This is a genomic window from Flindersiella endophytica, from assembly GCF_054779015.1.
Genome location: NZ_BAAGYY010000027.1, coordinates 40675 through 66071, shown reverse-complemented (window position 1 = coordinate 66071; position 25397 = coordinate 40675). Strand labels below are relative to the sequence as shown.

Annotated in this window: 25 protein-coding genes; 14 read left to right on the top strand and 11 right to left on the bottom strand. The window is 69.4% G+C overall.

What is annotated here, in order from left to right; all coding sequences use genetic code 11:
* Window positions 1–161 precede the first annotated feature (161 nt).
* Window positions 162–1289 (top strand): GntR family transcriptional regulator, encoded by a 1128-nt coding sequence (locus ACYVF6_RS32605; protein ID WP_460526746.1) that lies wholly within the window; start codon window positions 162–164, stop codon window positions 1287–1289.
* Here ACYVF6_RS32605 and ACYVF6_RS32600 read toward each other — a convergent pair.
* From ACYVF6_RS32600 to ACYVF6_RS32585, 4 genes are all read right to left on the bottom strand, one after another.
* Complete coding sequence (locus ACYVF6_RS32600; RefSeq protein ID WP_460526744.1) at window positions 1262–1903, bottom strand: hypothetical protein; 642 nt, start codon at window positions 1901–1903, stop codon at window positions 1262–1264. The genes ACYVF6_RS32605 and ACYVF6_RS32600 overlap by 28 nt on opposite strands.
* A 33-nt stretch (window positions 1904–1936) precedes the next feature.
* Entirely contained in the window at window positions 1937–2638 is a 702-nt protein-coding gene (locus ACYVF6_RS32595; protein WP_460526742.1) for a B3/B4 domain-containing protein, read from the bottom strand.
* Between the two features lie 118 nt (window positions 2639–2756).
* Entirely contained in the window at window positions 2757–3182 is a 426-nt protein-coding gene (locus ACYVF6_RS32590) for a VOC family protein (protein WP_460526740.1), read from the bottom strand.
* A 60-nt stretch (window positions 3183–3242) separates the two neighbouring features.
* The gene (locus tag ACYVF6_RS32585; RefSeq protein WP_460526738.1) at window positions 3243–3761 is read right to left on the bottom strand and encodes a maleylpyruvate isomerase mycothiol-dependent enzyme family protein; all 519 of its coding nucleotides are present in this window, start codon (window positions 3759–3761) and stop codon (window positions 3243–3245) included.
* Window positions 3762–4030: 269 nt separating this feature from the next.
* On the opposite strand from ACYVF6_RS32585, the gene dinB reads away from it, so the two are divergent.
* The 3 genes from dinB to ACYVF6_RS32570 all read left to right on the top strand — a co-directional run bounded on the left by dinB (window position 4031) and on the right by ACYVF6_RS32570 (window position 7193).
* Window positions 4031–5227 (top strand): DNA polymerase IV, encoded by a 1197-nt coding sequence (gene dinB / locus ACYVF6_RS32580; protein ID WP_460526736.1) that lies wholly within the window; start codon window positions 4031–4033, stop codon window positions 5225–5227.
* 169 nt (window positions 5228–5396) lie between these two features.
* Window positions 5397–6389: a phosphotransferase enzyme family protein gene (locus ACYVF6_RS32575; RefSeq protein WP_460526734.1), complete on the top strand. Its 993-nt coding sequence runs from the start codon at window positions 5397–5399 to the stop codon at window positions 6387–6389.
* 36 nt (window positions 6390–6425) lie between these two features.
* A complete protein-coding gene (locus ACYVF6_RS32570) occupies window positions 6426–7193 on the top strand; it encodes a hypothetical protein (protein WP_460526732.1) in 768 nt (255 codons plus the stop codon).
* A gap of 169 nt (window positions 7194–7362) precedes the next feature.
* Here the strand turns inward: ACYVF6_RS32570 and ACYVF6_RS32565 are convergent, their stop codons facing one another.
* Window positions 7363–8517: an MFS transporter gene (locus ACYVF6_RS32565; protein WP_460526729.1), complete on the bottom strand. Its 1155-nt coding sequence runs from the start codon at window positions 8515–8517 to the stop codon at window positions 7363–7365.
* A gap of 149 nt (window positions 8518–8666) precedes the next feature.
* On the opposite strand from ACYVF6_RS32565, the gene ACYVF6_RS32560 reads away from it, so the two are divergent.
* Complete coding sequence (locus ACYVF6_RS32560; RefSeq protein WP_460526727.1) at window positions 8667–9539, top strand: LysR family transcriptional regulator; 873 nt, start codon at window positions 8667–8669, stop codon at window positions 9537–9539.
* 160 nt (window positions 9540–9699) lie between these two features.
* Here ACYVF6_RS32560 and ACYVF6_RS32555 read toward each other — a convergent pair whose 3' ends face one another.
* Window positions 9700–10416, bottom strand: a complete 717-nt coding sequence (locus ACYVF6_RS32555) for a response regulator transcription factor (RefSeq protein ID WP_460526725.1) — start codon at window positions 10414–10416, stop codon at window positions 9700–9702.
* Entirely contained in the window at window positions 10413–11567 is a 1155-nt protein-coding gene (locus tag ACYVF6_RS32550; protein WP_460526723.1) for a sensor histidine kinase, read from the bottom strand. The genes ACYVF6_RS32555 and ACYVF6_RS32550 overlap by 4 nt, the downstream gene beginning before the upstream one ends.
* 179 nt (window positions 11568–11746) lie before the next feature.
* Here ACYVF6_RS32550 and ACYVF6_RS32545 point away from each other — a divergent pair, with 179 nt between their 5' ends.
* Together ACYVF6_RS32545 and ACYVF6_RS32540 are read left to right on the top strand one after the other, a co-directional pair.
* Window positions 11747–12433, top strand: coding sequence for a YqeB family protein (locus tag ACYVF6_RS32545; protein ID WP_460526721.1), 687 nt, complete (start codon window positions 11747–11749; stop codon window positions 12431–12433).
* Window positions 12434–12550: 117 nt separating this feature from the next.
* Window positions 12551–12988: a DoxX family protein gene (locus tag ACYVF6_RS32540; protein ID WP_460526719.1), complete on the top strand. Its 438-nt coding sequence runs from the start codon at window positions 12551–12553 to the stop codon at window positions 12986–12988.
* A gap of 5 nt (window positions 12989–12993) precedes the next feature.
* Here ACYVF6_RS32540 and ACYVF6_RS32535 read toward each other — a convergent pair whose 3' ends face one another.
* A complete protein-coding gene (locus ACYVF6_RS32535; protein ID WP_460526717.1) occupies window positions 12994–15513 on the bottom strand; it encodes a Tex family protein in 2520 nt (839 codons plus the stop codon).
* 189 nt (window positions 15514–15702) lie between these two features.
* Between ACYVF6_RS32535 and ACYVF6_RS32530 the strand changes: the two genes are divergently transcribed.
* The 6 genes from ACYVF6_RS32530 to ACYVF6_RS32505 all read left to right on the top strand — a co-directional run bounded on the left by ACYVF6_RS32530 (window position 15703) and on the right by ACYVF6_RS32505 (window position 22575).
* Window positions 15703–16809, top strand: coding sequence for a glycoside hydrolase family 25 protein (locus tag ACYVF6_RS32530; protein WP_460526715.1), 1107 nt, complete (start codon window positions 15703–15705; stop codon window positions 16807–16809).
* A 199-nt stretch (window positions 16810–17008) separates the two neighbouring features.
* Complete coding sequence (locus ACYVF6_RS32525; protein ID WP_460526713.1) at window positions 17009–18865, top strand: ABC transporter substrate-binding protein; 1857 nt, start codon at window positions 17009–17011, stop codon at window positions 18863–18865.
* A gap of 19 nt (window positions 18866–18884) precedes the next feature.
* Complete coding sequence (locus ACYVF6_RS32520) at window positions 18885–19991, top strand: ABC transporter permease (protein WP_460526711.1); 1107 nt, start codon at window positions 18885–18887, stop codon at window positions 19989–19991.
* 7 nt (window positions 19992–19998) lie between these two features.
* Complete coding sequence (locus ACYVF6_RS32515) at window positions 19999–20874, top strand: ABC transporter permease (RefSeq protein ID WP_460526709.1); 876 nt, start codon at window positions 19999–20001, stop codon at window positions 20872–20874.
* Entirely contained in the window at window positions 20867–21706 is an 840-nt protein-coding gene (locus tag ACYVF6_RS32510; protein ID WP_460526707.1) for an ABC transporter ATP-binding protein, read from the top strand. The genes ACYVF6_RS32515 and ACYVF6_RS32510 overlap by 8 nt, the downstream gene beginning before the upstream one ends.
* Window positions 21707–21708: 2 nt before the next feature.
* Window positions 21709–22575 (top strand): ABC transporter ATP-binding protein, encoded by an 867-nt coding sequence (locus ACYVF6_RS32505; RefSeq protein WP_460526705.1) that lies wholly within the window; start codon window positions 21709–21711, stop codon window positions 22573–22575.
* Window positions 22576–22580: 5 nt separating this feature from the next.
* Here the strand turns inward: ACYVF6_RS32505 and ACYVF6_RS32500 are convergent, their stop codons facing one another.
* On the bottom strand, window positions 22581–23249 hold the full coding sequence (locus ACYVF6_RS32500; protein ID WP_460526703.1) for a helix-turn-helix transcriptional regulator: 669 nt from the start codon (window positions 23247–23249) through the stop codon (window positions 22581–22583).
* A 2-nt stretch (window positions 23250–23251) separates the two neighbouring features.
* Here ACYVF6_RS32500 and ACYVF6_RS32495 point away from each other — a divergent pair, with 2 nt between their 5' ends.
* Entirely contained in the window at window positions 23252–23959 is a 708-nt protein-coding gene (locus ACYVF6_RS32495) for a 4a-hydroxytetrahydrobiopterin dehydratase (RefSeq protein ID WP_460526701.1), read from the top strand.
* Window positions 23960–23972: 13 nt separating this feature from the next.
* Here ACYVF6_RS32495 and ACYVF6_RS32490 read toward each other — a convergent pair whose 3' ends face one another.
* Together ACYVF6_RS32490 and ACYVF6_RS32485 are read right to left on the bottom strand one after the other, a co-directional pair.
* Complete coding sequence (locus ACYVF6_RS32490; protein ID WP_460526699.1) at window positions 23973–24773, bottom strand: hypothetical protein; 801 nt, start codon at window positions 24771–24773, stop codon at window positions 23973–23975.
* Entirely contained in the window at window positions 24770–25351 is a 582-nt protein-coding gene (locus tag ACYVF6_RS32485; protein WP_460526697.1) for an RNA polymerase sigma factor, read from the bottom strand. The genes ACYVF6_RS32490 and ACYVF6_RS32485 overlap by 4 nt, the downstream gene beginning before the upstream one ends.
* Window positions 25352–25397 lie beyond the last annotated feature (46 nt).

Below are 25397 nucleotides of genomic sequence, written 5' to 3'. Positions count from 1 at the left end.
AACATAGTGTTAACGTGTTAAGTCGTCAATCCTGCCTACCTGGCCGATCTGGACAGCTCGACGATGCGCGCGGAGGGGTTAACGTGGTGAATTCCGGAAGTGATGAGGCGTCCGGCGATGCGGTGATCAGGAGTTCGGCAGTCAGGGGCAGAGTTGGCGGTGTGACGCCAGACGAGCCACGGATCCCCGCGTACCAGCGGGTCAAGCAGGCGCTGCGGGAGACCATCGCCCGCGGCGACTACTCGCCGGACACTCCGTTCGTCACCGAACGGCGCGTGCGCGAGGAGTTCGGCGTGAGCGCGACCACGGCCGTCCGCGCCCTGAACGAGCTGGTGACCGAGGGCGTGCTGATCCGCAAGCAGGGCAAGGGCACCTTCGTCGCCGAGCGCGCCGCTTCGCCGGCTTCGGCCGCGGCGTCGGCGCGCCGGTCATCGGGTGAGCAGCCGCCGGCCGTCGCGTGCATCCTGCAGGGGCACGGACCACATGTGAGCGCGCTGCTCGGCGGGTTGGAGAACACCTGCGCGGACCTCGGCTACCGGCTGTTTCTCACGCACTGCAACGACGATACGGAACGGGAACGGACGGCGCTGCGCGAGGCACTCGACTCCCACGCCAGCGGCATCGTGATCTATCCGGCCGAGGGGAACGCGAACGTCGAGGCGTATGAGGAGGTACGCGCCAGCGGGGTGCCGCTCGTGCTGGTCGACCGTTATCGCTCCGACGTCGCGACCGACGCGGTTCTGGTCGACAACCTGGCAGTCGGGTTCGAGGTCACCAAGGCGCTGATCGAGATGGGGCACCGGCGGATCGCGACGTTGTGGGACGAGACCGAGTGCACGAGCGTACGTGACCGGTTGACCGGTCATCTGCAGGCTCTGCGCGAGAGCGGGATCCCCGTCCGGCCGGAGCTTACGGTGATGCGGCGGTACGCGCGGCGGGAGATCCTGGAGACATTGCTGAACCTCGCCGAGCCGCCGACCGTGCTGCTGTGCGCGAACGGCTATGCGCTCGCGCGGGTCGTCGCGGACCTGGTGGAGCTCGGCATCGACGCGCCCGGGCGGGTGGAGCTCGCGGGCATGGACCAGGCCGGACCTTTCGACATCCTGCCGCTCACCGCCGTCGCCGCCGTCCTGCCGTCGCGGGAGATGGGAGTGGAGGCCGCCCGGCTCCTGCACTCGCGCATCTCAGGCGCCGAGCCGTCCGGCGACGTACGGCACCTGGTGCTGCCGATCGCCCTGCGTACCCGCGACTCCGCGCCGGCTCACCTGCGGGTGGTGCTGGGCACGTAGGCCGGCTGCGCGGGTTGCTTCCGCGCGGCGACGAGCACGATGCCGACGACGGCGTTGACCAGGAGCGCGAGGATTACGAACGGCACCGCCGCGAGGTAGGTCAGGCGGAAGCTGGTGGTGGAGGCGATCGCCTGGTTGACGAACGGGGCGATCACCACGGCGACGACTCCGAGCACTGCTGTCACTGCGGCCACGACGGCTCGCCGGCTGGTCGTGCGTAGCAACGCCGTGGTCACGCCGGCAGCCGCGCCCGCGCCGAGGCCGGTGACGACCCGGCCGGCTGTCAACAGGCCGGCGCCACTGGCGAACGCGATCAGCAGCACGCCGGCGAGCATGAGGAAGACTGCCGGCAGGGTCACCGCTGTCTGAGCCCGCGCGCCGAACCGGAGTCCGAGCGGAAACGCGATCGCGGCCGCGACGAGGTAGGCGAGGAACGCCTGGATGAGGAACGCGGTGCCCGACAAGCCGAGATCGAGCTGGATCGGCGTCGTCGGATCGGTGCCGAAGAACACCACCGTCAGCTGGAACAGGCCGATGATCGTGGCGAATGCGGGCCCGATCAGCGTCCAGGACGGGCGGGATGCGTCGTTCCGCTCCGGCGGCATAACGGACATGCCTCCGACCATAGCCGGATCGGACGTTACGCGTCAGCCCGGAAATTCGAAGCTGGGTTGGGCGGGGGTGAGGATGGTGCCGGCCGGACGGATGGACCAGCAGGCGGCGAGCTCGTCGGCGATCGTCTCGATCAGCTTGGGCAGGTCGGCGTCGCCGGTCTCGTGCATCGCCTCGGCGACGATCAGGACGCTGCCGGTCTCGGCTCGCACGGCGGAGTGGCCGCTCTGCCGGTTGGTCCAGCGGCGTGCGTGCGCGCGGTTCGCGTCGTCGGCGAAGATCACCTCGTTCTGCTCCGGGTGCTCCAGCTCGCCTTGGAACGTCTCGTAGGCCTCGTCGCCGTGGGCGTAGCGGACCTCGATCACGCCTGTCAGTTTCCCGACGTCGAGCACGGCGACGGGGATCGCGAACGCGAGAGAGATCGCGTTGCAGAGGTCGACGAGGGGGTGCAGGCGGGGGAGCTCGCGTTCCTTCTTGTATCGGCGCAGGAGCGACTCGGAGGCGCAGCGGTACTGCGTGGGCTTGAGCCCCATCCTCGCGAACGCGCGGCGCCAGGCCTGGATCTCCGGCAGCTGGCTCTCGGAGCCGGCGTCGGCCAGCCGCGCGTCCGCTGTGGCGTAGTACGTGCCGAGCCGGCCGTCGACGCTCGCCTGCGGGTGGATGCCGTCGGCGAACAGGGCACCGGCGGCCAGTTCGGGGTAGTCGCGCCAGATGTCGCTGGAGTGCTGGAAACGCATGGACCTCAGCCTGCCGGGCTCGCGGGCGGGTTGGAAAGGTCCAATCCGGCGCCGAAACGGCGGTCCAAGCAGCTTCCGCGGCTTCGGCGGCTTCGGCGGCTTCGGCCGCTTCGCCTGCTCAGCCGGCGGCGGAGGTGCCGCCCCAGTCCTCAGGCGCAAGGTCGGCGATGGACTGGGAGAACGTCCAGCCGTGGCCGGCGAGGTCGGTGGCGCTGTACTGCCGTTCGCCGTAGCTGTGGTCCTCCGGCGGGCCGCCGACCTGGGCGCCACGGGCGACGGCATGTTCGTAGTGGGCGTCCACGTCGTCGACCTGCACCATCACGATGTGCGTGTGCTGGCCGGGCTGGGGGAGCGTGCGCCCGCCCGTCGCGTCGGCGACGACGATCACGCCGTTGCCGTACGTCAGCCGGGCGCGGTGGTCGCCCGCCCGCCACAGCTCGGCGAAGCCGAACGTGTCGCAGAGCCAGTCGATGGCCTTCGCGACGTCGGGATAGACGAGTGCGGGTACGACGCTCGCCGTACCCATCGTGCGGTTGGTCACCATGCCACCGATGCTGCCGCATCATGTCGGCTCGTGCTTGGAGAAAATCGGCGCAGGCCGCTCTCAGCGCCAGTCGCCGCGCCCGCGCAGGATCTCCACACCGTCGCCTTCGAGTTCGTCGCAGTACGCCAGGCGCCCGGTCATCGCCATCACCAACGCCACCGTACGGCCCGACACCAGAGGGCCGGCGCCCGCCGAGAACGGGCCGTCGCTCGCGACCAGCCGCAGATCGCGCACTCGCCTCCGTGCGACCACCACCTGATCGGTCCCGCGGTAGTACTCCGCCACCCGCGTGACCGTCTCGATCGGATAGTCGCGCCGGATACCCACCGGCCGGCGGATGTCCTCCGCGTGCACGATCGTCTCGCCCAGCAACGCGAGCGCCGGCAACGGCGGCTTGGTCCGGCTCGTGACGACCTGGCGGAACCGGGCGAGTGTCTCGGCCGGGTCCGCGCCGAGTTGCTCGGCCAGCCGCATCGCCACCTGCCGGTCGAAGTCGAACCGGCACCGGATCACTCCCGCCAGCCACCGAACCGGCCCGAGGCTCGCCGACGCCGTGAGGTGGGCCAGGACCTCCCGCACCGACAGTTTCCGTACACAACGACCGCGTGTCCCACTGCTCGTCGCGCAGGCCCGTGAGGTCGGTCGCGAGCGCCGCCCGCTCGGCGTGGACCAACGTCCAGACGTCACCGGCGCGCATGCCGTTCCTGCCTGTCATGCCGTTCATCTCGGACTCCCGTCCTTGCTCGAAGTGCTTCCGACGGCGAACGAGACTCCGGCGGGCGCGTGGATTCGTCGCTCCCGCACGAGATTTCTGGCGAGTGTCGGTGGGCTTTGTTAAGCTCGAACACGTGTTCGAGAAGGGTCAGGCGCACATCCTGCACGCCGACCTCGACTCGTTCTACGCGTCGGTCGAGCAGCGGGACGATCCCCGGCTGCGCGGCCGGCCGGTGATCGTCGGTGCGGGCGTCGTGCTGGCCGCGAGCTACGAAGCGAAGCGGTGCGGCGTCAAGACGGCGATGGGCGGTGCGCAGGCCCGGCGGCTGTGCCCGGACGCGGTCGTGGTGTCGCCGAGGATGTCCGCTTACTCCGACGCCAGCAAGGCCGTGTTCGAGGTCTTCAACCACACCACACCGATGGTCGAGGGACTGTCGATCGACGAGGCGTTCCTCGATGTCGGTGGGTTGTGGCGGCTGGCCGGGCCGCCGATGGAGATCGCGATGCGGCTGCGCCGCGACGTGGCGGAGCAGGTCGGGCTCCCGATCACGGTCGGCGTCGCGCGTACCAAGTTCCTGGCGAAGGTGGCCAGCCGGGTCGCCAAGCCTGACGGGCTGTTGTTGGTCGAGCCCGGCAAGGAGCTCGAGTTCCTGCACCCGCTGGCCGTGGAGATGCTGTGGGGCGTCGGCCCGGTGACGTCCGGCAAGCTGCGCGACCACGGCGTGACCACGGTCGGACAGGTGGCGCGCCTGTCCGTGGCGACGCTGGTCGAGCTGACCGGTGAAGCGGCGGGACGGCATCTCTACGCCCTTGCCCACAACGAGGACCCGCGCGTCGTGACGCCTGGCAAGCGCCGCGGCTCGATGGGCGCCCAGCGGGCGCTCGGCCGTGGCCTCACCTCGCCGGCGGTCATGGACTCCAGCCTGGTCGGCCTCGTCGACCGGGTGACCCGCCGGATGCGCGCGGCCAACCGCATCGGCCGCACAGTCGTCCTCCGCCTGCGCTTCGACGACTACACCCGCATCACGCGGTCCCACACGCTGCCGCAGTCCACCTCGCACACCCCACTGGTGCTGGCGACCGCGCGCAGCCTGCTGGCCCAGGCGATGCCACTGATCGAGGCGCGCGGCCTCACCCTGATCGGCATCGCCGTCGCCAACCTCGACAACGCGCCGCCGATCCAGCTCACCCTGCCCTTCGACCGCCGCCAAAACCCCGCGTTGGACGCCGCCCTCGACAACGTCCGCGACCGCTTCGGCTCCAAAGCCATCACCCGCGCCGTCCTCCTCGGCCACGACGACGACTTCACAGTTCCGTTGCTCCCCGACTAGCGCCTGCCGGGAAATAAGCCGTCCGGTGGCTTCTTTCCGTCCTACGGTCACGGTCATGTCTTCAGACAGCCGTCCTCATGCAGGCCCTCGACGTCATCCGCTCGACCTCGTGACCGCCGGCGATCCACCTCTTGGCGGGACGTCAGGTCTGCCCATACGCTCTGGTCGCATGCGCGTGATCCGATCGCTCCCGCATCCTGACGACCTCGCCGAGCTGGTGGAGCGGGACTACCACATCCCGGCGCCGGTCAAGGGCAAGTTGCTCGGCAGCGGGTTCAACGACAGTTACCTGATGACCGACGCCGGTGGCGGCCGCAGGGTGCTGCGCGTCTACAACCGTGACAAGTACTGGGTCGGCTCCGAGTCGGACCTGCGGTTCGAGCTCGACCTGCTCACCCATCTGGCCGCGGCGGGATGCGGCGTCATCCGCCCGTACCCTCGCTCGAACGGCGATCCGCTCGGCAGCCTGCACGCGGCCGAGGGTGAGCGCCACTTCGCGCTGTTCACCCACGCGCCCGGAATCCCCCTCCACGATCGGAAGCCGACGACCGGGCAGTGGCGCGACTTCGGCGCCGAGATCGCGCGCATCCACCAGTCGATGGACGAGTTCCAGACCGCCCACAGCCGTTACCGGCTGGACGAAAGCATGCTCGTCGAGCTCGTGCTGGCGGGCCTGCGGCCGTTCGCCACGACCGGCCAGGCCGCCGCCGACCTCGCCGAGCTCCGCAAGCTCGGCGACGAGCTGACCGCCGAGATCCGCCGGCTGTGGGCGATCCCCGGTGCGTCCGGCATCATCCACGCGGACCTGCATCGCGGCAACGTCCGCCTCGACGACTCCGGCGCGTTCACGGTGTTCGACTTCGACCACTGCGGCTTCGGCCTGCGGGCGTACGACCTCGCCTGCCACTATCGCCGCCCGGACGCCGATGCGGAGGAACGCGAGCAGTGGACGCTGATCCTCGACGGCTACCGGAGTGTGCGCCCGCTCAGCGCGGACGAGCTCGGCAGCTTCCCGGCGATGGGCGCCTGCCGGAGGCTCTGGGATCTCGGCGACTGGCTGGCCGCCGCCAACCGGACCGGCGACGCCTGGATGAACGAGCGGGTGATCGCGCGGCTGCTGGCCGACGTACGGAAGGCCGTGGCGATCTGGCGGGAGAGGTGACGTGACGTCGGCCGCCGGATCGGTAATGATCGGGACGTGAGTCAGGTCGAGGAGATCGCGGACGAGCTGTACGCACTCGTGCCGCGCGAGTTCACCGCCGCCCGAGACGAGCGGGTACGCGCCGCCCGCGCGGAGGGCGATCGCGCGCTCGCCACGGCGCTCGGCAAGCTGCGCCGGCCGAGCCAGTCCGCGTGGCTGGTGAACCTGCTGTCCCGGCGCGAGCGCGAACGGGTCGAGGAACTGCTCGAGCTGGCCGAGGACTTCCGCTCGGCGCACCAGCACGCCGATGCCGCCCAGTTGCGAGAGTTGTCCACACGACGGCAACGTCTGATGTCCGCCCTGATCCGCGATGCCCGCCGCCTGGCCGCCGAGGTCGAGGTGAACCCGAACGCCGACGCGGTCCGCGAGGTCGAGTCGACGCTGGAGGCCGGCCTCGCCGACCCGGCGATCGCCGAGCGGATCCGCGAAGCGCGGCTCACCGAGCCGGCGTCGTACTCCGGCTTCGAGCTCGGCATCACGCCGATGTTTCCAGCGCCCGCGACCGCGGCCCCGGACGGCGGCGGGGCCGAGGACGCGCGGAAACGAGCGCTGGAACAGGCCCGCGAAGCCCTGGCCACCGAGGAAGAAGCGACCACGACCGCCACCCGCGACCGCGACGACCTCACCGTCCAGGTCGAGCAAGCCCGCCACGAGCTCGACCGCCTGGAACGCAAGCTCTCGAAGTCGGAGCGCGAGTTGGAGCAGCAGCAACGTCGCCTCGACCGCGCCCGCGCCGAGTACGAACGCGTACAGCAGGAGGGCTGACCAGCGGCGCCGGCTCGTGCTGGGAAGGGCGGTCCGCCTGGACCGCCCCGCGCCGCCGGGGCACGACCGCGGGCGGGTGGGGCAGCAGCCCTTGTGGGTGGTGGCTGGCAGGAGCGTTCCGCCCGGACCGCGCCCACGAGGGGCACGGGCGTGGGCGGCAGCAGTATGGCTAGCTGGCGCTGCCAGTGCCAGCCGTCCCGGCGATTCGACGGCCGGTGCTGAGCAGGAGCAGCAGCGACGCCGCCGTGAGCGCCACGCCGTACCAAACGACTCCCCGGACGCCCAGGTGGTCGACGAACAGGCCGCCGAAGAGGGCGCCGATAGCGATCGAGGTGTTGTAGGCCATGGTGTTGAGCGACATCGCGGCCTCGAAGGTGTCCGGGGCGGCCTGCAGCGTGACGTTGACCTGGCACAGCTGCCACGCACCGAACGACACGCCCCAGACGACCAGCGCCCCGATCGCGCCGGGCAAGCCGCCGCCGACGACGAGCAGCAACAGCAGCGCCACCACCAGCCCTACGCAGGCGGCGACGAAGCTGCCCCGCAGGCTCCGCGTCACCGTGTGCCCGGCCACGAAGTTCCCCGCCGCGCCGCTGAGACCGTAAATCATCAACAGGCCGGTGATGAGGGCGGGCGTGGCGGACAGGCCGGATTCCAGGAACGGCCGGATGAACGTGTACGTGCCGAAGTGGCCGAGCACGAACAGCACGATGACCAGCATCACCAGCCGCAGCCGTACGTTCCGGAGCGGAAGCCCGAAGACCTCCCGCACCGACACCGCGTTCTGCGACGGCAGCGACGGAAGCAGCACCGCGACCGCGACGAACACCAGCAGACTCAGCCCGCTCCAGATCAGGAACGTGGTACGCCAGCTCGTCAGGCTTTCGAGCAGCGTTCCCAGCGGAATGCCCACCACGGTGGCGATCGAGATACCCGACATCACGATGGCCGCCGCCCGCGCCGCGTGGCGTTCCGGTACCAGCCGCATCGCCATGCTCACGCCGATCGCCCAGAAGACGCCGCTGGCGAATCCCATCAGGAGCCGCGTGGTCAGTACCAGCGGGAAGCTCGGCGAGATCGAGGTGACGAGGTTTCCCAGCGTCAGGAGAGCGAGCAGGACGGACAGCAGCACGCGCCGGTTGACGCGTCTGGTCCACGCCACGATGAACGGCACGCCGAGCCCGGCCGAGACTCCGTACAACGTGACCATCAGTCCGGCCACACCCACGGAGACCCGGAGGCTCGTGCTGACCGGCGTGAGGATGCCGACGGGCATCAGTTCGGTGGTGAGGAACGCGAACAGGCTGGCCGTGATCGCGGCCACGCCGAGCCACGGCCGTATCGGTGAGTGCGGGCGTTCGCTCCGGACTGTCTGAGTGCTTGGACTTGTCACGCCTGCAATCTGACCTGGCCACGATCGATGAGGCCAACACATTGTTGTCATCGCATCGATCTCGATACAAGATGGATCGCGTGGAGCTCCAACAGCTGCGTTACGTCGTCGCCGTCGCCGAGACCAACAGCTTCACGCGGGCCGCGGAAAGCTGCCTGGTCGTCCAGTCCGCACTCAGTCATCAGATCGCCCGCCTGGAACGCGAGCTCGGCGCGCGGCTGTTCGAGCGAACGAGCCGCCGGGTACGGCTGACCCCGGCCGGCGCCGCGTTCCTGCCCGCGGCCAGGCAGTGCCTCGAGGCCGCCGAACGCGCGGCCGCCGAGGTCTCCGCGGCGATCGGGGAGGTACGCGGCCGGCTCGCCGTCGGGGTGATCTCCACCGTGGCCGCGGTCGACGTACCGGCCGCGCTGAAGGAGTTCCGCGGGCGTCATCCGCAGGTACGAGTCAGCCTCCGCATGGGCCCGAGCGAGGAGCTCTGCGAGCAGGTCGAACAGGGCACGATCGACGTGGCGTTCGTCGGTCTGACGACCACCGCGCAACCCGCCGGCGTCGAAGCCCGCGAGCTGGCCCGCGACCGGCACGTGGCAGTGGTGGCGCCGGACCACCCGCTGGCCGGCGAACCGGCGGTCGACCTCGCCCGGCTCTCGGCCGAACTGTTCGTCGACCTGCCCGCCAACTCCGCCGGGCGCGCACAGTCCGACCTCGCCTTCGCAGCCGCCGGCCTCACCCGCGACGTCGCGTTCGAGGTGACCAGCGCCCACCTCATCGCCCAGCTCGTCGGCCAGGGCCTCGGTGTCGCCATGCTGCCGTCGGCCTACGCGCCACAGCTCGCCGGCGTGGCCACTGTCGAAGTGACGGGCGGGCCGGCTCGCGTGGAGTACGTGGTCTGGAGCCGCTCCGGCCCGACGCCCGCTGCCGCGGCATTTCTCGGCATCGTCGGCGTCGAGCCCTAGCGCGTCAGCCGGAGATCAGGCCGAACGCCGCAGTGGTCGAAGGAGCGGATGGGCAGGCTCTCCGGCGTGCGACAGCGCGGGCGTCCGTCGTCGGACGGGCCGGGTCGTGAGGTTCCGGTCGGGCCAAGCTCGCAGCTTCCCGGCGAGCCGTGGCGGACCCTCAGTCGTCGAGGAGGCCGGCGTCGTGGGCGAGGAGGGCGATCTGGACGCGGTTGTTGAGGTCCAGCTTCGCCAGGATCCGGGAGATGTGGGTCTTCACCGTCGGCACGCTGAGGTAGAGCGTCGCGGAGATCTCGGCGTTGGACTTGCCTTCGCCCACCGCCACGGCGATCTCGGTCTCGCGGTCGTTGAGTACGGCCAGTCGCGTACGGGCGACGGCCCGCCGCCGGTCCACCGGGGACGACGCGACCCGCGTCATCAGGCGGCGCGTCACGTCGGGGGAGAGCACCGGCTCGCCTGCCGCCACCCGATGCACGGCCCGGACGATCTCGGCCGGCGGGGTGTCCTTCAGTACGAAGCCCGCCGCGCCCGCGCGCAACGCCCGCAGGACGTGCTCGTCGGCGTCGAACGTGGTCAGCACGATGACCTCCGGCGCGGCCGAGCCCAGCGCACGCAGCTGTTCGGTCGCGGCCAGGCCGTCGACAGTGGGCATCCGGATGTCCATCAGCACGACGTCAGGCGCCTGCGAGGCCACCACCTCGGCGACCTCCGAGCCGTCGCCTGCCTCGCCGACGACGGAGATGCCGGACGCGCCACCCAGCATCATCCTCAGGCCCGTACGCAGCAACGGGTCGTCGTCCACGATCACGACGCGGATCGGCCCGGAAGCCCCGGAAGCCCCAGAAGGCCCGGAAGCCGCGGAATCGCCGGCTGTCATGCCGGCCAGGGTAGCCACGCCGCGAGCCGGAACCCGCCAGACGCGCCCGGTCCGTACTCCAGCCGCCCCGCCGCCAGCGCCACCCGCTCCGCCAGCCCGATCAGCCCCTGCCCCGACCCCAACTCCGACCCCAGCAGGGCTTCGTCACCCCGCCGGCTCGTCGCTGTGTTCGTCACCTCCACGGTCAGCCCGTCGCCTGCCGCACCCTGCACAACCACGACCACGGACGCACCCGGCGCGTGCCGCCGCACGTTGGTCAGCCCTTCCTGCACGATCCGGTACGCGGTCCGCCCCGGCCCGTCCGGCACCTCCCCGGAAATCGACGACCGCAGGTCGACCAGCGTCCCCGCCCGCACGGCATCCGCCACCAGCGCGTGAACGTCGGCCAGCGTGGGCTGCGGCAGGTCGCCCGCCGGCGCCCGCAGCACCCCGATCACCGACCGCAGGTCCTGCAGCGCCTGGTGCGCGCTCGCCCGGATCACCTCCGCCGCCTGCGAGACCTCCGAGGCAGAGGCATCCGGCCGGTACGCCAGCGCCCCCGCGTGCACGCTCAGCAACGACAGCCGGTGCCCGAGTACGTCGTGCATCTCGCGCGCGATCTGCTCCCGCGCCCGGTGCTGCGCCTGCTCCGCCCGCAAGGCGGCCTCGACCTCCGCCCGCGCCGCCCGGTCGCGCAGTGAGGCGATCAGCTGCCGCCGGTGCCGGATGAACAACCCCCAGCCCAGCACGGCGAACGAGGTGATCGTGACGTACCCGATCAGTTCGGAGATCGGCTCGTCCACCCCCGGCACAGTCAGCAGGAAGACCGACCGAAGGAGGATGTTCGAAGCGCAGATCGCCAGCGCGAGCTTCCACCGCCGGTGGATCGCCACCGTGAACAACGCGGCGAGCTGCGCCCCCGCGCTCAGGTCGGCGAACGTGGCCAGCGGCAGCAGCACCAGCGCCACACCCACCGGCCAGCGCCGCCGGAACCACAGCACGACGCAGCTCACGCCCGCGACGACCAGGTGGCTGTAGAGAGTACGGTCGCTGACCGTCGGATCGTCCCAGATCAGCAGCGCCACGACGGCGGCGTAGAGCGCGGCGAACAGGACCAGGCCGATGTCGGCGACCCAGTCCCGCCAGTTGCGCCGCCGCCCGGGATCGTTCACAAGCCCGAACCTACCCAGCGCCACCCCCACCGAGCGGCACCGTGACCAGCGCGGCGACCAAAGTCGACGGCCGCGAGACCTTCGTCGACCGCCGCCCGCCGCAGCCGGCTACTTCGGTCGGCCCGCGCCACCCCGGCGACCGATGTGCCGCCGGGTGCGAGCCGGAAACGATGAGCGGCATGAACGCACACAGCGCGACGGTGGTCGCCCAGCCGAAGGGCGAAGCCGCGTTGGTCTGGGCGGGCTTCCCGATCGTGGGCGCCGGCCTGGCCTGGTTGCTGCAGTCGCTGGCCGGCCGGCTGGTCTCGTTGCCCTGGGTGCCGTTCGAGGGCCCGCTGCGGTTGATCGACGAGATCCCCGAACCGCAGGCGACGATCGGCGCGCTCATCGTGGGCGCGCTCGCCGGCCTGGCGTTCGCTGCCTGGGGTGCGCGCGAGTACGTCACCGTGACCGTCGACAACGACCAGATCACCACGAAACAAGGGGACTCGACGCGCGTAGTCGGCCGCGGCTCGGTAACCGCCGCGTTCGTCGACGGCAAACAGCTTGTGCTCCTTGACCGTTCGAGCAAGGAGCTGCTGAGGCAACGCGGCGACCTGCCGAACGCCAAGCGGCTGCGGGCCGCGTTCGGCGCTCACGGTTACCCGTGGCGGGACGCCGACCCGTTCCAGGACGCCTACAAACGCTGGGTGGTCGACTCGCCGGACCTGCCGGCCGAGGCGCACGCGCTGTTGAAGGCCCGCGCCCGCGCGGTCGAGAACGACGACCGCGACGACGCGGACGAGCTTCGCGACGAACTGTCGAAACTCGGCGTCGTCGTCCGCGATCGCGACAAGCGCCAGTCCTACCGGCGTACCACAGAGTGAGATGAGCCCTTGTTTACATAGGGTTCACGAGACAAACCGAACCAGTCAATGCGACCATGCGTGAGTTGCTTTGGGAAGGGCACCTCCTCATCGCTCGACTGACTGGGAGTCCCAACGATGCAACGAAGGTTGAACGAAGCCGTCCCCGCACTGTTCAGGATCGTGGTCGGCCTGCTGTTCCTGCTGCACGGCTCCGCGTCGATGTTCGGCGTGTTCGGCGGCAACCGCGGCTCGGGTGAGTCGATCCCGCTGGGTCAGTGGCCCGGCTGGTACGCCTCGCTGATCCAGGTCGTCTGCGGCGCACTGGTCATCGCCGGGCTCGGCACCCGCATCGCCGCGGTGATCTGCTCGGGCTCGATGGCCTACGCCTACTTCGTCGTGCACCAGCCCAACGCGCTCTTCCCGCACGTCAACGGCGGTGAGACGGCGGCGCTGTTCTGCTGGTCGTTCCTGCTGATCGCCGTGCTCGGGCCGGGCCGGTGGTCGCTGGACGCGCTGATGGGCGGACGTAAGGCGGGCTCGAGCAAGCTCGAACCCGCCACCGCCGAGTCGTAGAAGAGCTACTTGCGTTTGCGGTTCTTGCGATCGGAGTCGCCGGAGCCGCCGACCAGCCCAGCGCGACGGAGGGCGTCTGCCATCGCGCCGCCGCCGGCCGGGACATCGCGGTCCCGGCCGCCGCGGTCGCGCTGCTGGCGTCCTCCGCCACCGCGGCCACCCTCACCGCGGCCAGCCTCACCGCGGCCAGCCTCACCACGACCGCCGTCGTTACGCCGGCCGCCGCCTCCACCCTCGCCGCGGCCGCCACCGCCGGCACCGCCGCCGCGCTGGGACTGGCCGCCGCCACCACCGCCACCAGAGCCGCTGCCGCCGCTCGCGTCGTCGTCCAGGCGCAACGTCAGCGAGATCCGCTTGCGCGGGATGTCGACGTCGAGCACCTTGACGCGTACGACGTCACCCGGCTTGACGACCTCGCGCGGGTCGGAGACGTACGTCTTCGACATCGCCGAGATATGGACGAGCCCGTCCTGGTGCACGCCGATGTCGACGAACGCGCCGAACGCCGCCACGTTCGTCACCACACCCTCGAGAACCAAGCCCCGCGTCAGGTCCTCCAGCGTCTCGACGCCCTCCGCGAAAGTCGCGGTCTTGAACTCCGGTCGCGGGTCGCGACCCGGCTTCTCCAGTTCCGCCAGGATGTCGGTCACCGTCGGCAGCCCGAACGTCTCGTCGACGAACTGGTGCGGCTGAAGCTTCCGCAGCACGGAAGCGTTCCCGATCAGCTCGGCGATGTCGCCACCGGAAGCCGCCGCGATCCGCCGGACGACGGGATAGGCCTCCGGGTGCACCGACGAGAAGTCCAGCGGATCGTCCCCGCCGCGGATCCGGAGGAAGCCCGCGCACTGCTCGAACGCCTTCGGCCCAAGCCGCGGCACCGACTTCAGCGCGTCCCGCGACCGAAACGCCCCGTTGGTGTCGCGGTGCGCCACGATCTGCCCGGCCAGGCCGTCGGAGATCCCCGAGACCCGGGTCAGCAACGGCGCCGACGCGGTGTTGACGTCGACCCCGACCGCGTTCACGCAGTCCTCGACCACGGCGTCCAGCGACCGGGACAGCTTGGTCTCCGACACGTCGTGCTGGTACTGCCCGACCCCGATCGACTTCGGGTCGATCTTCACCAGCTCCGCCAGCGGGTCCTGCAGCCGCCGGGCGATCGACACCGCGCCACGCAGCGAGACGTCGAGCTCGGGCAGCTCGGACGAGGCGTACGCCGACGCGGAGTAGACCGACGCTCCCGCCTCCGACACCACGATTTTCGTCAAGCGGGCTTGGGGGTACTTCGCGATCAGGTCGGACGCCAGCTTGTCGGTCTCGCGTGACGCCGTGCCGTTTCCGATCGCGATCAGCTCGACGTTGTGCTGGGCCGCGAGCCGCGCGAGCGTCACGATCGACTCGTCCCACCGGTTGCGCGGCACGTGGGGGTAGATCGTCTCGGTCGCCACCACCTTGCCGGTCGCGTCGACGACCGCGACCTTGACGCCCGTACGAAAGCCCGGGTCGAGCCCCATCGTCGGCCGCGCGCCCGCGGGCGCCGCCAGCAACAGGTCGCGCAGGTTGGCCGCGAAGACTCGCACCGCCTCGTCCTCGGCCGCCTGCCGCAGCCGCATCCGCAGGTCGATCCCCAGGTGAACGAGGATCCGCGTGCGCCACGCCCAGCGAACCGTGTCCTGCAGCCACCCGTCGGCCGGCCTGCCCTGGTCGGTGATGTCGAACCGTGCGGCGATCCGCTGCTCGTAGTCGCCCAGCCCGACCTCGACGACATCGGACGCGGCACCGGTCGAAGGCGCCAGCGTGAGCCCGAGCACCTCTTCCTTCTCGCCGCGGAACATCGCGAGGATCCGGTGCGACGGCAGCTTCGCGAACGGCTCGGAGAAGTCGAAGTAGTCGGAGAACTTGGCGCCCTCCTCTTCCTTGCCCTCGCGGACGGCCGCGACCAGCTCGCCCTGCGCCCACATGCGCTCGCGCAGGTCGCCGATCAGGTCCGCGTCCTCGGAGAACCGCTCGGCGAGGATCGCGCGGGCGCCCTCCAGCGCCGCCGCCGCGTCCGCCACACCCTTCTCCGCGGAGACGTACGAAGCCGCCACCGCAAGGGGCTCCTGTGAAGGATCGCCGAGCAGCCCGTCGGCCAGCGGCTCCAGCCCGGCTTCCCTGGCGATCTGCGCCTTGGTACGCCGCTTCGGCTTGTACGGAAGGTAGATGTCCTCCAGCCGCGCCTTGGACTCGGCGGCCAGGATCTGCGCCTCGAGCGCGTCGTCGAGCTTGCCCTGCTCACGGATCGACTCGAGGATCGCCGCCCGGCGTTCCTCCAGCTCGCGGAGGTAGCGCAGGCGCTCCTCGAGCGTGCGCAGCTGGGCGTCGTCGAGCGCTCCGGTCATCTCCTTGCGATAGCGCGCGATGAACGGAACCGTCGCGCCACCATCGAGCAAGTCGACGGCCGCGGCGACCTGTCCCTCCCGTACTCCGAGCTCTTCGGCGATCCGCTGCTGTACGCCCGGCTGTCCTGGCTGTGGCTGTGTCGTCACCCGCCCATTCTGCCGACTGCGATGACCGAACGGTGCGTGACCCGGAACTTCGCGTCCGACCAGCGATGGTGACGCCCAGCGACCGGCGCCTCATCAGATGTGTATGAATTTAAAACCACCCCTAGCCAAAGGGTTACCGGAAGGGGAAGACTCGATGCTGACTCGTGCGAACACCACCTGGAGGGGCCTGTGGCGCTCAGCAGAGGGATCGACGTATCGCGCTATCAAACCGTCACGTCGTGGAGCAGGGTCAAGTCGGCCGGCTACCGCTTCGTCATCATCAAGGCGAGCGAGCGCAACAACCTCGAGTCACCGGTCTGGCTGCGTTACGCACGCGACGCCCGCGCGGCCGGTCTGCTGATCGGTTCGTACCACTTCGGACGGCCCGCCCAGTCGTCCGCGGCGTCGCAGGCATCGTTCTACGTCGACCGGCTGCAGGAGGCCGGCTGGCGGTCCGGCCGCGACATGCCACCCGTACTCGACATCGAGGACACCGGAGGCAAGGGCAAGACCGCGCTCACCGACTGGGCCGTCGCATTCGTACGCGAGGTCGACCGCCAGCTCGGCCTGAGCGAGAGCTGGTTGCGTTGCGGCTTCTACAGCAACCGCGACTTCTACAACAACCGGCTCGACGGCGGCCGGCTGCACAGTGGCCGCTGGTGGTGGGCCGCGATCTGGCCCTCCGGTCAGGACCAGCCGACCCAGGACGGGCAGATGCCGTCCGGCTCGGCGATCTGGCAGTGGACGGACCGGGGCAGTGTGCCCGGAATCAACGAGAACACCGATCTCGACGTCGCGCGCGACATCGACCTGCGCAAGCTCGCGCCGGGCTTCTACGAGGAGGAAGACATGCCCACCTTCCGCCACTACGGTCTCCGTAAGGCGTTCGCGATCCCGCCGGTCAACGCGTCCGGTCAGCCGACGCCTCGGGCGTTGCCGTTCGACACCGAGTGGCACGACCCGGCACCGGCGTCGCACGGGCCGGGCGGGTCGAGCTACACCCGTAAGTCGAGTGACGGTTGGTCCGATCACGAGCTTTCAGCCCTCACGATCACGGGAATGAGCCCGGGCGACCAGTACCAAGTGCAGCTGGCGATCGTGGACGCCGAAGGTGAGGAATACCTCTGGACAGCGGTGTTGCACGAGGGAAGGGCCACGACGGGAGGGGAGTTCACCTCGGTGAGCCGCACCCTGCGTAGCCGGCGAAACCAGCGGGTCCGGTGGCGATTCATCTATCTCGGCAAGGAAACCGACGTCAAGGTCACGCGTGCCGACTGGATCATCAAGGAGTACTGACGCCTGCGCTCCGTCGCGCCGGTTGCCCGCGGTAACCGGCTACCGATATACCAACCGACATACCAATGTGTGTGCAATCGTTACCAGGAGCCGGATTCGGTCACGCCGGCAATCTTGACGGGTACTCCCCGAAGGGCCTTTGCTTAGGCCCAAAGTCGGCATGCGGCCGAGTCGCCGCGTATCCGGATGGAGGGTTGTCGTGGAAGATTCTGCTGGCAACCAGGACTGGAAGCAGTACGAGAATGTCGCCGACGTCGTCGCCTATCACCTGAATCGGCGCGGCGTACTGAAAGCGGGATTCGCTGCTTCGGCGGCCGCCCTGCTCGGCGGCGCGACGCTCGGCGCGTGCAGTGGGGACGGTGGCACCTACTCCGGCAACAACAAGAAACCGCCCGCGGGTGAGGAAGAACCCCTCGGCAAGGCCAATATCCCGACGCCTCGCGACAAGACGCTCATCATCGGACAGGTCGACTACCAGATCTTCAACAGCTTCAACGCGAAAATCCCGAACGGCGTGCAGTCGGGCTCCGGGTTCGACACCATGGTCCGGGAGTACCTCTTCTACCTCAACACGCCGACCGGCGAGCTGATCCCGTGGCTCGCCGACAAGTACGAGTACAACGCCGACTTCACGACGCTGACGTTCCACTTCAACCCGGGCGTCAAGTGGAACGACGGGAAGCCCTTCACGGCAAAGGACTTCAAGTTCACCGTCGAGCTGATGCGCGACAACGAGAACCTCATCGGCGGCGGTGGCGACCTGGCGGAGTTCGTCAAGACCGTCGAGACGCCGGACGACCACACGGCCGTCATCCAGCTGAAGCGGCCCGACCCGCGCTTCCACTACGGCTTCATCTGCAACATCGCCACCGGCTTCGAGGTGCTGCCCGAGCACGTCTGGAAGGGCCAGGACCCGACGCGGGTGAAGGACAACCCGCCGGTGCGCACCGGGCCGTACATGCTCGACAAGACGATCCCGAACCAGAAGATGTTCGTCTGGAAGAAGAATCCGGACTACTGGAACAAGGCGAAGTTCGATCCGGCGCCGGAGTACGTCATCTTCCAGTCGGCGGCGACCTCGCAGGACGCCGCGAGCCAGGCGTTCAAGCGCGCGGAGTTCGACGTCGGCTCGCTCGACGAGGAGCACGCGAAGATCCTGCGCAGCCAGGGCTACAAGTACCTCATCACCACGCCGTTCCACGACCCGTGCCCCCGCGGCCTGTGGCCGAACAACGACCCGTCGCGCGGCATCATCAGCGACCCGCGCATGCACTGGGTGGTGTCGTACCTCGTCGACCGGGAGAAGATCGGCAAGACCGTCTGGCCGGTCGAGACGCCACCGGCGCAGTATCCCTGGGCCGACTACGACGGCAACAAGAAGTACGAGAACACCGCGGTCGCGGAGAAGTACAAGCTCGCCTACGACCCGAAGCAGGCCGAGAAACTGCTCGACGAGATGGGCGCCAAGAAGGGCAGCGACGGCAAGCGGATGTGGAAGGGCAAGCCGGCGTCGGTCGAGATCATCACACCCGCGCCGGTCGACGGTGCGGAGTACATCATCGGCAAGCTGGTCTCCGACGAGCTGAAGAAGCTCGGCGTCGCCTCGACGATCCGGAGCTACAGCGGATCGGTCTACACCGACAAGAACCAGCGCGGCGAGTTCGACGTCACCTCCGAATGGCTTTGCCGCGCGTCGTGGGACCCGAACCAGCTCTACAGCTGGCTGAAGGCCAAGTACGCCAAGCCGGTCGGCAAGAACGCGGCCGACAAGAACATCCCGCGCTTCCGCAACGCGGACATGGACAAGATCACCAACCAGCTCGACAACCTCGACCCCGAGAGCGCGCAGGCCAAACCGCTGCTGGAGCAGGCGCTCACGGAGTACTTCGAGACGCTGCCGTGCATCCCGATCATCCAGACCGCGTATCCGGCCTACTACAACACGGCCTACTGGACCGGCTGGCCGACCGAGCAGAACCTCTATCAGGTGCCGAACAACTGGTGGGGCCAGTTCATGTTCGTCATCGGAAAGCTCAAGCCCACGGGCCGCAAGTGAAGCCGGAATCGAGCGCGAAATGAGTACCGAGCCGGCTCCCGCTCCCGAGGTCAAGGCTCCGGAGGACGAAGGCGAAGGGGCGCGCGAGGCCAACGCCGTGCAGGCGTGGTTCGCGCGGCACCCGCTGGGTGCGTACGCACTCCGGCGGTTCCTGCTCTACCTCGTGCAGCTGTGGGGCGCGATCACCGTCACGTTCTTCTTCTTCCGTCTGATACCCGGTGACCCGGTCCAGACGCTGATCCAGACGCTCGAGCAGAACTACGTCTACAACACCGAGGCGAGCGGCGCGGTGATCGAGCACTACCGCCAGGAGTTCGGGCTCGACGGCAACGTGTTCTCGCAGTACCTGCACTACCTGTACAAGGTGCTGTTCGAGCACGACATGGGCCCGTCGCTGCTGAACTATCCGACGCCCGCGCAGGACGTCATCTTCCGTGCCCTGCCGTGGACGCTCGGCCTGCTCGGGATCGCGGCCGTGCTGGCCTGGGCCATCGGCCTGGTGATCGGCGCGTTCGCCGGCTGGCGGCGGGGCAAGGCCGGCGCGGACCTGCTGACGAACCTGTCGATCGTGCTCGCGCACGTGCCGTTCTACTTCCTCGCGCTGATCCTGGTGTTCGTGTTCGCCAACCAGCTCGGGTGGTTCCCCGCCCGGTCGGCGTACGACTCGAAGCTGGATCCCGGCCTGAACCTCGACTTCGTCGGCAGTGTGCTGTGGTACGGCACGTTGCCGGCGCTGTCGATCGTCGTCATCGGCATCTTCGGCTGGCTACTGTCGACGCGGATGCTGATGGTGCCCGTGCTCGGCGAGGACTACCTGACGTACGCGCAGGCGAAGGGACTCAAGCCACGCAGGATCCTGACGCGGTACGCCCTGCGCAACTGCTACCTGCCGCAGATCACGGCGTTCGGCATCCAGCTCGGCTTCATCTTCAACGGCAACGTGCTGGTGGAGCAGCTGTTCAACTATCCGGGGCTGGGTGGAACGTTGGTGAACGCCATCAAGATCCTGGACTTCAACACGATCCTCGGCATCACCAACCTCGCGATCTTCGGTGTGCTGACCGCCAACCTGATCCTGGACCTGCTGCTACCCGTCCTCGACCCGCGCGTGAAGTACTGGCGGTGATGGCGAGATGAGAGCCCTACGCGCCATCTGGCGGACGATCCGCGGCAGCTGGAAACTGGCGGCCGGGCTGGTGGCGATGCTGCTGCTGACCCTGATCGCGTTGTTCAACGACGCTCTGGTGAACGCGATCGGGGGCGGGCAGAACCCGCTGGCGATCGCGGCGTACCAGAAGTGGCTGGTGCCGTCGCCCGCGCACTGGCTCGGCACCGACCAGTACGGCCGGGACGTGCTGGCGATGGTGATCGACGCTCTGGCCGTGTCGCTGCAGGTGGGTGCGATCGCCGGCATCATCTCCACAGTGGTCGGCGTCATCATGGCGTTCGTGGCCGGCTACAAGGGCGGCGCGGTCGACGGAGTGCTGTCGACGGTGACCGACATGGTGCTGGTCGTGCCGAGCTTCCCGTTGCTGATCGCGCTGTCGGCGTACACCAAGAACGTCGGCATCGTCGAGGTGGGCCTGATGCTCGCGGTGTTCAGCTGGCCGTTCGCGGCGCGGACGATTCGCTCGCACGTGCTGGCGTTGCGGGCGCAGCCGTACGTCGAGCTGGCGCGGGTCAGCAAGCTGCGCGACATCGAGATCATCCTCTACGAGCTGCTGCCGAACATGCTTCCGTACATCGGCGTGGGCTTCGCCTCCGCCGGGCTCGGCGCGATCTTCGCGCTGGTCGGCCTCGAGGTGATCGGCCTCGGACCAGGTGACGCGACCGACCTCGGGAAGATCATCTACGGCTCGATCACGACCGGCGCGATGACGCTCGGCGCCTGGCCGCTGTTCGTGGCGCCGATCTTCGTACTGACGGTGCTGTTCGCGGCGCTCAACCTGATCAACATCGGGCTCGAGGAGATCTACAACCCGCGGCTTCGGGGGGTGGCTGGTGCATAGGGCGGACACGACGGAGCCCGAGCTGCTCTTGCAGGTCAACGATCTGCACGTTCACTATCGGGCTGCCCGCGGCGACGTGAAGGCCGTGAACGGTGTGTCGTTCGGGGTGCGACGGGGCGAGATCCTGGGCATCGCGGGCGAGTCGGGAAGCGGCAAGAGCACGCTGGCCGTGGCGTTGCTGCGGTTGCTGAAGCCGCCGGGTTACGTCCAGGACGGCGAGATCCTGTTCCATCCGTCGGGCGAGTCACCGCTGAACCTGCTGACCGTCGACGAGCGGCGGCTGCGGTCGTTGCGGTGGCGGACCTTGTCGTACCTGCCGCAGGGCTCGATGAACTCCATGAACCCCGTGATGCGGGTCGCGGACCAGTTCCGGGATGTCATCGTCGAGCACTCGTCGCGTACGAAGGCCGAGATCGACGCGATGATCCCGCGGCTGCTGGGCCAGGTCGGGCTGGAGCCGCACGTGGCGCGGATGTATCCGCACGAGCTGTCCGGCGGGATGAAGCAACGCGTACTGATGGCGATCTCGATCGCGCTGGAGCCGGACCTCGTGATCGCCGACGAGCCGACCACCGCGCTGGACGTGACGATCCAGCGGGTCATCCTGCAGAGCCTGGCCGACCTGCGCGACGAGTTCGGCGTGACGCTGGTCGTCATCTCGCACGACATGGGCGTGCACGCGCAGCTCTGCGATCGGGTCGCGGTGATGTACGAAGGCTCGGTCGTGGAGGTCGGCGACGTGCACCAGGTGTTCCACCGGCCGGAACACGACTACACGCGGAGCCTGATCGAGTCGATTCCGCGAATCGGCGAGAGCGCGGAGGTGGGCTGAGCATGGCCGGTGCGGGCAAGCAGATCGAGCTGCGTGACGTCGAACAGCGGTTCCACGCGCGGGGGAAGCTGTCCGGCTTCACGACAGCCGTCGACAAGGTGTCGTTCACGCTCGGCTCGGACCTGGAGGCAGGCTCGGGTGAGGCCCGGATCGTAAGCCTGGTTGGGCAGAGTGGCAGCGGGAAGAGCACGATCGCGCGAATCGTGCTGGGCCTGCAGAAGCCGACATCGGGCACGGTGACGTACGGCGGCAAGGACATCTTCTCGCTGTCGAAGGGGGCGTACGACGACTACCGGCGCAACGTGCAGCCGGTGTTCCAGGACCCGTACGCCATCTTCAACCCGTTCTATCGCGTGGACCGTGTGTTGTGGACGGCGATCAGGAAGTTCGGGCTGACGAAGGACCGGGCGAAAGGGCTCGCGCTGATCGAGGAGTCGTTGCGTGCGGTGAAGCTGGATCCCGCTCAGGTGCTCGGGCGCTATCCACACCAGCTGTCCGGCGGCCAGCGGCAGCGGGTGATGCTGGCCCGCGTCCACATGCTGCGGCCGGCGTTCATCATCGCCGACGAGCCGGTGTCGATGCTGGACGCACAGGTGCGCAAGCTGTTCCTCGACATCCTGCTGGACTTCCAGCGGACGTACGGCATGACGACCTTGTTCATCACGCATGACTTGTCGACGGTCTATTACGTGGGTGGCGATGTCATGGTGATCACGAAGGGCGTGATCGTGGAGCGGGGTCCGGTGAAGAAGGTCATGCACACGCCCGAGCACCCGTACACCAAGCTGCTGCTGGCCTCGGTGCCACAGCCCGACCCGTCCAAGCGCTGGACCGACCGGATCGCGCTGGCGGACACCGAGACCGGCTGAGTGGTTCAGCCGCTGTCGTTGGCCGCCACGAACGCCTTCGCCGCGGCCACCGCCGCCTGGCGGAGCCGGCCGGGCTCCAGGACGAGCACTTCACCGCCGATGCCGAGGTCGTGGAGAACGGCGTGGGCGTTGTCCTCGTCGCCGACTTCGAGCACCGCCTCCACCCAGCCGTCGGCGTCGGGTTCGGACAGGGATCGCGACCGGACGTACACCCAGTCGACCCGCTGGATCGCGTCGCCGCGCAGGCGGAGCTTGACGACGTAGCTTCCCAGCGACCCGAGATAGCGGGCCGACGACGCCTTCCAGTGGGCGGCGAGGTCGAAGTCCTCCGGGCGTTCGAACGTCTCGTCCAGAACGCTCACGCTGCGGATGCGGTCGGCTCGGTAGGTCCGAAGCCCGGCGTCACGGCGGGCGACGAGATACCAGGTCATGTTGTCGCGGACCAGGCCGAACGGCGCCAGGACGACCGTGAACGGCGAGGACGTTCGGTACCGCAGGCGGACGAGCCGGTCGGCCCAGATCGCCCGCTGGAGCTCGGCGAGGAACGCCTTGGGCGGCTCGGGACCCCAACTGCCCTGGGTGACATGGATCCGCTGGCGGGCGTGCTCGACGCGGTCACGTGCGGCCGGTGCGATGGCGGCCAGCGGTGACGTATAGGCCTGCAAGGGTGCCATTCATGAGCAATCAAGCCATGCGCACTCAAGCACTGACCGGGCAGCAGGTCACCGACGCCGGTCTCGACGGCTGGGCGTTCCTCCTGCACTACGGCCAAGGCGGACTCGAGACCCGGATCCGCACGGAGAACTTCGCCGCCGGCCTGCGGATCGTCACCGCGATCGGCGATGCCGCGACGGAGCTCGGCCATCATGCCCAGCTCGACCTCCGTCCGACCATGGTCGACGTCCGGCTGACCACCCGTGGAGGCGGCGGCGTGACGGAGCTGGACGTACGGCTCGCCCGGCGGGTCTCCGAGATCGCCGCAGCCGCGGGCCTCCCACTCGCGGGCGGAGCCGTCTCGCGCCTCGAGCTGGGGCTCGGCACGCCGTCGTACGACAAGATCGCACCGTTCTGGACGGCGGTGCTGGACACCGAGCACGTCGTCGGCACCGAGGAGTGGGGAGACGCCGGCGACCCGGACAACGCGCTGCCGATGGTCTACTTCCTGCGCTCGGACACCGGCGAACGCTGGCATCCCGACGTCTGGGTCGACCCGTCGCAGGTGCGCCCGCGGATCGACGCGGCCGTCGCCGCCGGTGGCCGGCTGGTCAGCGACGAGCACGCGCCGGCGTACTGGGTGCTGGCCGACCCCGACGGCAATGTGATCCGCCTCTGCACCTGGCAGCCAGGCGACACCGTTCTCTGCGACTCGCAGTACCGGCCGTAGCCCACGCTGGGGTTCAGAGCAGGAGAGTCACCGTGGCGGTGGTGCCGTCTCGGTAGGTCACCTGGAGAGCAGCGCCATCGCGGCTGGCGGACTCGAGCTCGGTTCCGGGCAGCCAGAGCGCGAACTGTCCGCCGGCGACGGTGGCGGTGACCTCGCCACGGCTCGGGCTGGCGTAGCGGACTCCGGTGACGTCCGATCCCGCGGGTCCGGCAACGACCGACAGGTACCTGCCGTCCAGGGAGCCGGTGCCGAGGACAGTCGCGGAGAGGCCGCGGCGATCCGGCCGGTCGGCCGGCGGGGTGGACCCGATCGAGCCGAAGTACTCCCGGAAGAACGGCCGTCCTTCGTCGGTGATGCACAAGGCGGAGAAGCCGCCGGGGCCGGCGAGGGTCACCAGCGTCCAGTCGCCACGTCGTTCCGCGATCGCGGTGGTCGCCGACGACAGCGCGTCGCGGTACTCCGGGCTTCCCGACCCCTGCTGGTCGCGGCAGGCTGCGGCGGCCTTCGTACGTTCGGAGGCGGACATCGCCGTCGGAGTGCCGGTCCAGGTGGCGAACGCCTGGTCACCGCCGAACGCGGACGGCAGGAGGATCGCGACGGACGCCACCGCCGCCGCGACACCGGATGCCAGGACGACCCGGCGGGCCCACCGGGTACGGCGGGCACGGCGGCCGGCTCGGTCGGGCTGCGTACGAAGCGTCGGGTCGGTCGCGAGGATCCGCCGGAGGTCGGCCTGGGCGCGGTCCCCGTGTACGTCGACGGAGCCGCCGGCCGGGTCCAGCGTCCGCAGAGTGTGCAGGTCGTGGGAAGTCATGAGGAGTGCCTTTCGGACATCGCGCTTTGGAGGGGTGCGGGCTGTGGGTCCGGGGAGTCCTGGGAATCGTGGACGAGGTGCTTTCGCAAGGCGCGCCGGGCGCGACTGAGCCGCAGCCTGAACGCGACGGGCGTGATGCCCACGACCGCGGCGGCCTGGGGCGCGGCAAGCCCGTCGAGCACGGTGAGGGACAGCGCCTCCTGGTGCCGGGCCGAGAGCCGGTTCCACGCCGCACCGAGATCGACCTGCCTGGGCACGAGATCCGCGTCACCGCCGGACGACGACGTGAGGGCCGTCTCCGCGAGCCTGACGGCCAGCGCTTCCCGGCGTCTGACACTGCGATGGGCGTTCAGGATCGTGTGCCGGGCGATGCCGAAGAGCCAGGCCCGGGCGTCCACGAGCCTCGGCGGTACGTCGCCGAAGCGTCGCCAAGCCACGAGGAACGCCTCCGCGACGACATCTTCGGCCTGGGTGTCATGCACCCGGCGCCGCACGAAGCGGATCAGATCGGCGTACGTCGCCTCGTAGAGCTCCGTGAACCGGGCCTCGCGGTCGGGAGCACGTGAGGAGTTGGTCATGACCTGTACCTGTCCACCACGGGCTCGAGTGTGTCGGTGCGACACA